At 72.7% G+C, this 1,702-nt stretch carries 1 protein-coding gene and 1 pseudogene; one reads left to right on the top strand and one right to left on the bottom strand.

Translation table 11 applies throughout. The annotated features are described in order from the left end of the window. Window positions 1-1,427, bottom strand: a 1,427-nt coding sequence (locus RMO85_RS08115; protein ID WP_310528224.1) for an MMPL family transporter, incomplete at its 3' end; no start/stop codon positions are given. 66 nt (window positions 1,428-1,493) lie between these two features. On the opposite strand from RMO85_RS08115, the pseudogene RMO85_RS08110 reads away from it, so the two are divergent. Further along, window positions 1,494-1,702, top strand: a pseudogene (locus RMO85_RS08110) (MarR family transcriptional regulator); the annotation flags it as partial.

Genomic DNA, 1,702 nt, shown 5'->3' with positions numbered 1-1,702 from the left:
CCGGAGCCGGCTGCGAGCACTGCGTCGATCTGGGCGATGCCGGCACCCTGCTGGGTGATGCTGGCGGTGTCCACGCCGCCGGTCTCCTCGACAGCCGCCAGCACGTCGTCAGCGTCGGCCCTGGTGAGCACCTGAGCGGGATCCGACACCCCGGCCGGGAACGACTCGCCGAGTCGCTGGGAGGCGGAGATCGCCTCCGGCTCGACCAGGAACTGGTCGGCCTGGTCGAGACCGGTGTCGATGCGGAAGACCCCGATCGCCATCACCGCCAGGACCACCAGGGTGCCGGTCACGAACGCCGCCGGGCGTCGGGCCACGCGGGCGCCGACCTTGTGCCAGAACGAGTCGGTGTCCACCAGCGCCGCGTCGCCGACGTGCGGCACGCGCGGCCAGAACACCCAGCGGCCGAAGAGCACCAGGGCGGCGGGCAGCACGAGCAGCACGAAAGCAGCCGCCACGACGACGCCGATGGCACAGGCGAGTCCGAGCCCCCGGGTGGTCGGCACCACTGAGAGCAGCAGCGTGAGCAGGCCGAGCACGACCGTGGTCGCGCTCGACAGGACGGCCTCGGCGGTGCGGCGTACGGCGACACTCATCGCCGCGTGTCGCGACTCGTGCGTCTTCAGCTCATCGCGGTAGCGCGAGATGAGGAGCAGCGCGTAGTCGGTGCCGGCTCCGAAGACGAGGACGGACAGGATGCCCACGGTCGACTCGTCCCAGGCGATGTCGACGAGCGCCAGCGACTGGGTGGCCAGGACCGCGGCGAGTCGGTCGGCGACGCCGACGACGGTGAGCGGGACCAGCCACAGCACGGGGCTGCGGTAGGTCAGGAGCAGCAACAGGGCGACCACGCCGGCCGTGGTGAGCAGCAGGTTGGTGTCGGCCCCGTCGAAGACGGCGGCCAGGTCGGCCTCGACGGCCGCAGGCCCCGTCCCATGGCTGGTGACCCCGTCGGGGAGATCGTCGGTGAGCCGGCGGCGCAGCTCCTCGACGCGGTCGGCGTTCTCGGTGGCGGAGGTCGACTGCACGGGCACCACGGCGATGGCGGCCGTGCCGTCCTCGGCCACGACCACGGGGCCGGCCGGGCCGGCGGGTGCGGCTCCGAGCGCGCCGGCCTGCTGGCCGAGATCGGAGATCGTGGCCCGGGTGAGCTCACCCTCGTCGCTGGTCCAGAGCACCACCGCCGTGGCGGCCCCCTCGTCCGGGAGCGCGTCGCGCAACGCGGTTCCCTGCGTGCTGTCGAAGCCTGTGGGCAGCGCGTCCAGGCTGGTGCGGTCACGATCGCCCTCGCCCAGACCCGCGATCAGCGCCCCGGCGAGCAGGAGGGGGAGCAGCGCGACCAGCCAGGCGACGCGCGGCCCGAGCAGGGGCGAAGTGCGGACGTTGCCTCGTCGATCGGTGTCGCGTGCAAGGCTGGGGGCTGCCATCGGGTGCTCCTCGGTCGTCGGTGGCATAATAGTTAGACACCTTAGTCACTAAGTAGGTGAAGTAAAATGCCGGAGGGTCCCGTCGAGCACGCACCGGCCACCGCCTACGCCGCGTCCTGGGTGCCGACCGGGAGTCTTGACGCCCTCCGCGAGTGCACCGACGCCGCCGCTCGGGTCCGGGCCGTCGTGGCGCGCCAGGCCGGTCTGAGCGAGTCCGAGCTGATCGCCCTCGAGCACCTGGTGCGCGAGCCGATGGGGCCGGGCGAGCTGTCGCG

It is taken from the genome of Nocardioides sp. (genome assembly GCF_031422975.1).
GTDB lineage: Bacteria > Actinomycetota > Actinomycetes > Propionibacteriales > Nocardioidaceae > Nocardioides.
Note: the sequence above shows the minus strand (reverse complement) of the source record. Positions and strands in the feature narration are given on the sequence as shown.